Genomic DNA, 7,363 nt, shown 5'->3' on the forward strand with positions numbered 1-7,363 from the left:
TTAATTTAAAGAAATTACTCTGGAGTGAACTTCAGGTACTTTTCAACATTACCCAAAAACAAAAATGAGCGCAGACGAAATTAAAATAAAGTGGCTGAAAAGATTCAGATTGATCAGTATTGTGGAAGGCACATCATTCCTGATACTTTTATTCGTGGCCATGCCTTTGAAGTATATGATGGATTTACCCCTGGCGGTAACCTACGTTGGCTGGGCACATGGAATACTCTTTATCATTTACATATATGTGGTTTTCCCAACTGCCAGAAGAATGACCTGGAATTTCAGCAAAACATTTTTTGCTTTGATTGCATCTGTTTTGCCTTTTGGACCATTTATTTTTGACAGGTACATGACCAAAGAGGAAAAAGAGATGGCCAAATCTTAAAACCGACATCCTAATGGCACTGATCAGTAAAAAGAAAATCATTTATCCTATCAGTGATGCATTAAGGTTATTTCTTCAGAAATATGGCCGGGAAGTCGATTTTCCCATTCATTACAATGACCTATTGCGATATAGTGGTTCAATTCCTTTATATGATTTCAAGGGAAATGACACCCTTTGGGAAACAGTTTTTTACGCTCAATCTGACAGGGAAGAAATTCATTACAATGTCAAAAAAATCTATTCTCTTCTGAAAGCGGAGGGAGACATGTCGGTCATGGAACACCTATATATTGACCGGATTGATCTTTGTGTTTATGGCAATACCCAACCGTTTAGAGTCAGGATTGTAAACAGAATCAATGATAATTTTGATTATTTCTATGTCAAACATGCGGATGCTTCCAGAGTTTATGGCCTTGAAATAGAGCATTTACTTTCTCCGAACCGAATAAGTTACCTGGTCCACAAAAACACCCTGATAGAAGAGCATATTGCAGGTATACCCGGTGAGCAGTTCATGAGGCAACAGATCAATGACCCACTACTCAACCCCATTAGATTGGCCAAGGAGTTTGTCAAGTTCAATGAAAGATGTTTTGTCAGGCTATTAGGAGACATGCATTCATCGAATTTTGTGGTTGATGTTACTCCGGATTTTGAAGAAACCCATTATAGAATCCGTGCAATTGATTTTGACCAGCAGTCCTTTGAAGGAAAAAAATCAATTTATCTTCCCCAATATTTCAAACAGAACAATGCCCTAATTCAGCTTGGAATCAAACATATTACCCAAGAATCCATGACCCAATACCAGAGAGAGGAAAGGGCATTGATAGCCACCAGACTCAAGACTTCAACAATAGAAATCGAAGATGTACTCAGTACCATGGAAAACGACACGATTTCAACCAAGGAAAATATCGAATCCCTCAAAAAAGAACTGGCTAAACATTATAAAAACGGGAAATTTCTTACCTGCATCAATATGGGTCAGATTTTGAGGGAAAGTCTTGAACAGGTGTTGAAAAGGTAGAGAGGAAGGATGAAGGAGAAAGGATGATGGAGGAAGGAGAAAGGATGATGGAGGAAGGTTTGAAGGTAGAGTTTAGCTAACACTCCCATACTGTATTAAGGGTGGGATTTATCTTTCCTCTCGGCTCTCGCATCTTAGTTCTTGTTTCTCGCCTTTTTTCTCGGATTCCTCCTTCATCCCTCATCCCTCATCCTTCATCCTTCCTTCCTAAGGTTCCTCAAATCCCAAACCCGCTGCATTCAACAACCTGGCATAGGCTGCCTTTCTTCTTCCCGCCAAATCATTTAGGGTAATTTGGGCGTTGATCAAGCTGACCTCACGGGCATTGACAAGGAACAGTGAACTTTCCCCGATATCAAAGCGGATCATTTCACCGTCCAGTAATTTTTGTAAGCCATTTACATTATTGAAAAAAACAATTAACTGTTGCTCGACAGTTTCAAAATTATAGATCTCACTTTCAAGTTTGGTTTGAAGTTGGATCAATTTCAAGTCCCTTTGATAGTTTTGAAAATCAATCCTGGCCTTGGTCAGTCCCAGTTCTCCCCTTTCTCTTCTCAAAAACAACGGCATACCAAAAGTTACCCCCATTTTATAATTATTTTCCAAAAACGGTGAAGTGTTTAATTGATTAAAACTTTCTGTCAGAAAGTTGTAATTGAATTTCAACACAGGCAATAACATATTGGCCCTCAACCTCCGTTCGACCATCAAAGACTCAATATCAAAATCTGTCAATCTCAAATCGGGATGTAGTTGCACATAGTCCCTCAATGATTCCTTACTGTAATCAAAGACCATTTCATTGAGTACATCTTCAGGGAAAGTTGACTCCAACAATTCCACAGGTTCGTCATTTTGATCCCAAAGAAAAGTGTTGACAAACTGTGTGGTTCGGAAAAACTGGATCTGTGCTGATTGCAACCTGTAAATCCGGTCCATAACCTGTGTATAAGCCTCCACTGTATCTATTGCAGGGAAATCACCTTGTATATAACTTTCCTTGACCATTTCGAACCGTTGCTCAGCCAGTTTCACCCCTTCCTGCAAAATAATTACATTCCTGTATTCAGCAGCCCAATCCCAGTATGTCTGGGTAGCATCAAGGTACAGATCGTTAAGAATCATCTGTCTTTCTGCTTTGGTGGATTCCATATAAATCTGAGCCTGTCTCAGCGCTGCTCTTCTCCTATCGATCAACAAGCCCTGTGCAACATTGACTGAAGCTCCAACAGCAATGAGACCATCACTTGGCACTTCTTTCTCGGAATTCAAAAAGGTTCCTGTATTCTGTTCGATCAATCCTTTCAGTTCCACACCTGCCATAGTTGGAACTACCACACCTGCTTCCCTTTTATCAAAGTAATTGGTATCCTTAAATCGCTTTTTGTCATAATCTGCATAAACATAAGGATCAAACCCTCCGCGGGAAGCACGGAGTTCCTGTTCACCGAAGCGCAAGGTAACCTCAGCCTGTTTAGCAACAGGATGAAAATCTCTCACCCATTCCATATATTCCGAATAAGTAAGTATTTGTTGGCCATAGGATTGGAGGCTCAACCCTATTGCAATCAAAATAAACAGTGAACGCATCATTGATTTTCTTTTCTGTTTATGGCCTTTTCCCTGGAAGTATAATAATCCGGTGGAAAACCATTGAGCTGACGCCATATTTCGTACCATAAAGGAACATCATTGAGCAGGGAGATTCCGTCAGCCCCGGAACCTATCCGTAGCGCATAGGGCCACGGTTGTTCTTCGGGATCTTCTACCACCAAGATCCTATAATTGCCATCCGGGCCTGAAAAATTATCTATGGCATGAACCACTCCTCCAAAAGTACCATTTGTAATCTGCGGCCATCCTGAAAACACAATCGCAGGCCAACCATCAAAAATAAACCGGACTTTATTGCCAATTCTCAACAAAGGAAAATCCACCGGTGGAACGTACATTTCTACTGCCAACTGTGCATTTCCAGGGAGAATACTGATTATTTCGGCTCCTTCTTTGATGGTTTCTCCTATACCGACCTGGATGGCACGGGTAATGTAACCTTCTTGTGGGGCCAATATATGACGGAATCCGGTTCTGACTTCATAATTGGCATATTGATTTTCCAATTTTGTAGCCGAAGCTTCTGCATCATATTGTGATGACAAGGCTTGATACATATCAGCACTCGCCTTGGCCATTTTATCCCTGAAATCATTGTCTATGGCGTTTAGCTCTATTTGGGCGGCTATCCTTGCATTGATACTTTGCAGAAGGCTGTTTTCGGCCGAAACCATACCTGCCTGAACCTCCTGAAAACGAAGTTCCCTCTGTTCAAAGTCGGTTAGCGATCTCAATCCTTCTTTATAGAGATTTTCGGCACGTTTTAGCTGATCGACACCGACTTTGAAGTTGACTTTGGATTGTTCATACCTGATGCTGTCCGAAGTCACCTGCAGCTCTGCCATTTTCAGCCTGTTTTCTGCTTGCTCTATTCTGAGCACATTGTTTTCTCTCAAAGCCTGAATCTGAATTTCCAAGGACTTTACTTTTTCGAAATAAGATTTTGCAGAAAGGTTTTTGGCATCTACCTGCAATCTTGTCCTGTCCAAAAGTAAAGGATCAAAATAATCGTCCTTTATTTCTGAAACCATCAGAACAGTATCTCCTTTCTGAACATATTCACCTTCAGCAACATACCACTTTTCTATCCTTCCGGCAATAATAGAATGTACAGTCTGCGGTCTTTGGTCGGGTCTAAGAGCGGTTACAAATCCTTTTGTTCTTACATTTTGAGTCCATGGTAGGAAAAGGAACAGAAAAGTCCCAATCAAAAACCATAGCAATATCCTAATCCTCTTTTTACTTTCATCTTTGGGAATTGTCATCCCTAAACTTTTGAAACCATCAAAAGAGAAATCGGCCCCTATCTTGTTTTTTGAAATACCAATCATCTAATTGAGGGATTAATTTATGTCATTGTTTAGAAAATCTTCACTGCTACCGTCAAACACAAGTTTTCCATTGTCCAATTTTAGAACTCTGGGAAACATATTTATGATATCTTTATCTTCCGCCATCATCAAAACGGTCCATTCTCCTTTGAGGATATAATCCAATACCCTTTCTTTTTCCTCAGGATCCAAATATGTCACCAAGTTTTCAAGTAACAGTGCCTTGGGAAAGCTAACAAGACATCTTGCCAAAACTATTTTACTGATGATTGCTTTGCTGAGATTTTTTCCTTCAGGGAGCAGAATGGTGTCCCAATCCTCGGGAAGTAAATAGATATATTCTTTTAAACCGACCAAATCTATAATTTCCCGCACATGGGAATCCTCAACTTCTTTGTGCAAAGTGATATTATCATAAAAACTTCCATGAAAGATTGATTGGTGAGAGAGACTGTCCCCAATATATCCTCTCAGTCTTTCAAGGTTCATGGTATCTATAGGCAAGCCGTTTACGATTATTCGACCTCTATATTCACTGAATAAACCTGAAATCAAATACATCAATGCACTTTTACCACTTCCGCTTTTCCCGGTAAGAATTACCTTCTCCCCGGGTTTAAGTTCAAAGGAAACATTTTCCAATATTTCCAAAGTTGAATTTTTAGATCTAAAACTTAGGTTTCGGACTTCGAATTTGAGACTCTCATTGTTGGTAGACAAGGATTTTTCAGTGCCTTGCTGCCTTTCTAATGGAAGATCCATAATAAGACCAATTTTTTCGGTGGCTGTAAGTGTGTCATAGACCTCATTCAGCGAAAGAATAAGCTTCTCGACTGAAGTTACAATCAAAATAATAATGACTTCAGCGGCAATAAACTGGCCTATACTGATTTGATTATCAATCAACAACAAACTACCTACCACCAAAAGTGTGGTCACAATCAAAGCTTTGAAAGCAATCATTACTTTATATTGAAAGACTAGCACAGCAAAATGCTTGTTTCTAAAATCCACATAAGATTGCAAAAGCTTATCTATGGTATAAAAGGGGAGTTTTGAGCTTCCGGCAAGCTTAAAGGTTGCCAAAGTTCGGCCAATTTCTTCCAACCAAAATGCTATTTCATATTTTTTTGTAGAAACCTTCAGATTAGTTTCCATTCCTTTGGGACTGGTAAAATAGAAAATCAAAATGACCAAGAAAATCAGCAATAAACTGAAAATCAAAAAGAAAATATTGTAAACAGCAAGCAAAATCATGCCAAAGAAAATCTGAACCATGGCAAACGAAAATTCAATAAGAATTTTAGAAACCCCTTTCTGAAGCATTACAGCATCAAAAAACCGGTTTACCAGTTCAGGTGGGTGTTTATCCTGAAGTTCATCAAGCTTTAGTTTTGGAAGTCGATAAGCAAAGCTGAATCCAACTTTGGTGAAAATCCTCTGTTCAAGTTTTTCTGTCAGATACAATTGGGAAATCTGTAGAAACCCACCAAATGTAATCCCTACGGCCACCACCAAAATCATAATTAGCCATGCAGTACTGACTCTTCCACCGAGGACAAAATTGACTATGGCCTGAATTCCCAAAGGATAAACCAGAGAGACCGCACCATTGAGCAATGAATAAAAATATATCGCATAAACTTCATTTTTCTCCTCCTTTAAGAGCCGAAAGAATCTTCTAAGAGGAGTTATGGTATGATCAATTTTCATTTTCTATGGTTTTGAAAACTAAGTTGTGGAAAAAGTCAATTTTTCTATCATCTCCAGGCTGATGTTCTGTCAATCCGGGAAGATGTTTGGCATAATAAGACTGCATGAAACTTGATTCCATAACAGTCGAAACCAAGGTCTTAGGGTATTCAAAAGCAGGATTAATTTCTAAAATGATTTTTGATATTCTTTCTCCAAGCTTGTGATAATGATTGAAGAATCCTTTTTGATACTCCGCATCAACTTCTTTTGTCATGATTGCCTTGGTCGCCTCATCAGTCAACAAGCTTTTTAATGTGAGGGGATCGATAAAATCATTTTTAGTAAATATGGGGCCTTTTACTAAAATTTGGATGGCTATTTCAAGTTTTTTTCTTGCATCAGGCAAATTGGCAGTACCGAAAACCAGATTCTGTTCAAGATATCCCCAGTACCATGAAGTCAAGAACAGCAATAATTTATGTTTGTTTTCAAAATAGCGATAAATAGCTGTTTCTGTACATCCAATCCGCCCGGAAAGTTTTTTGAAATTGAAATGTTCGAACCCCAGTTCAATCATCATATAGACAGACTGCTGGATGATTTCCTTCCCCAAATCTGAGCTAAAAGGATCTTTGAGGAAAATATCCTCATTGATATCCACACGTATTTTCTGTAAAATATCTTCCATATTCCGGGAAATGATAAGCAAATAACGGTATTGCTTTTGAGAAAGTTTATATTGTTGTAGATAAAGTTTGTATTACAAACCTTCTAGTATGCAGTGTGCAGTGGTCAGTCTCAGTAGGCAGTCGCAGTGGGCAGTGGGTAGTTTGCAGTTGACAGACTGCCTACTGAACACTGCCTACTGAACACTGAACACTACCTTACAAGTTGGCAGTCGCTGTGTGCAGTTGACAGTCAGGATGGAGTAGGTGGTCTCAGTTAACAGTTGCAAACTGAACACACCCTGACCACTGGAAACTGAACACTTTAAAACTCCCTACTGATACCTGTAACACCGAATACTGCCTTCTAACCAACAGATCACTTTCATACTGAACACTGCCTACTGAACACTGCCTACTGTGATAGTGCCTGAAATACACTGACCGTTAAAAATAGAGAAATTTTAACCAAACCAGTAGAAAGATGGCAAATAGAAATCAGTTTAAAATGAGCATTGCTCAGCGTCGTGTCCGTAATTTCAGTGAGTCTTTCAAGATCGAAAAAGTCCGGGAATTGGAATCAGGTACCATAAGAATATGCGAACTTGTGAAGGAATATGAAATTACCGAC

At 39.2% G+C, this 7,363-nt stretch carries 6 protein-coding genes; 2 read left to right on the plus strand and 4 right to left on the minus strand.

What is annotated here, in order from left to right; translation table 11 throughout:
- Positions 1-64: 64 nt before the first annotated feature.
- Both ACEW8O_RS21160 and ACEW8O_RS21165 read left to right on the plus strand, forming a co-directional pair.
- The gene (locus tag ACEW8O_RS21160; RefSeq protein WP_373496620.1) at positions 65-388 is read left to right on the plus strand and encodes a DUF3817 domain-containing protein; all 324 of its coding nucleotides are present in this window, start codon (positions 65-67) and stop codon (positions 386-388) included.
- A 13-nt stretch (positions 389-401) separates the two neighbouring features.
- Positions 402-1,424: a hypothetical protein gene (locus ACEW8O_RS21165; RefSeq protein ID WP_373496621.1), complete on the plus strand. Its 1,023-nt coding sequence runs from the start codon at positions 402-404 to the stop codon at positions 1,422-1,424.
- A gap of 207 nt (positions 1,425-1,631) precedes the next feature.
- On the opposite strand, the gene ACEW8O_RS21170 is transcribed toward ACEW8O_RS21165, so the two are convergent.
- The 4 genes from ACEW8O_RS21170 to ACEW8O_RS21185 are packed head-to-tail and all read right to left on the minus strand — an operon-like array spanning position 1,632 to position 6,755.
- Positions 1,632-3,020 carry a TolC family protein gene (locus tag ACEW8O_RS21170; protein ID WP_373496622.1) on the minus strand — a complete coding sequence of 463 codons (1,389 nt, stop codon included), beginning with the start codon at positions 3,018-3,020 and terminating at the stop codon, positions 1,632-1,634.
- Complete coding sequence (locus ACEW8O_RS21175; RefSeq protein WP_373496623.1) at positions 3,017-4,372, minus strand: HlyD family secretion protein; 1,356 nt, start codon at positions 4,370-4,372, stop codon at positions 3,017-3,019. Before ACEW8O_RS21175 ends, ACEW8O_RS21170 begins: the two co-directional genes overlap by 4 nt.
- Positions 4,373-4,384: 12 nt before the next feature.
- Entirely contained in the window at positions 4,385-6,085 is a 1,701-nt protein-coding gene (locus tag ACEW8O_RS21180; protein WP_373496624.1) for a peptidase domain-containing ABC transporter, read from the minus strand.
- Positions 6,075-6,755 carry a TetR/AcrR family transcriptional regulator gene (locus ACEW8O_RS21185; protein WP_373496625.1) on the minus strand — a complete coding sequence of 227 codons (681 nt, stop codon included), beginning with the start codon at positions 6,753-6,755 and terminating at the stop codon, positions 6,075-6,077. The genes ACEW8O_RS21180 and ACEW8O_RS21185 overlap by 11 nt, the downstream gene beginning before the upstream one ends.
- Between the last annotated feature and the right edge of the window lie 608 nt (positions 6,756-7,363).

The organism is Aquiflexum sp., from assembly GCF_041749095.1.
Classification (GTDB): domain Bacteria; phylum Bacteroidota; class Bacteroidia; order Cytophagales; family Cyclobacteriaceae; genus Aquiflexum.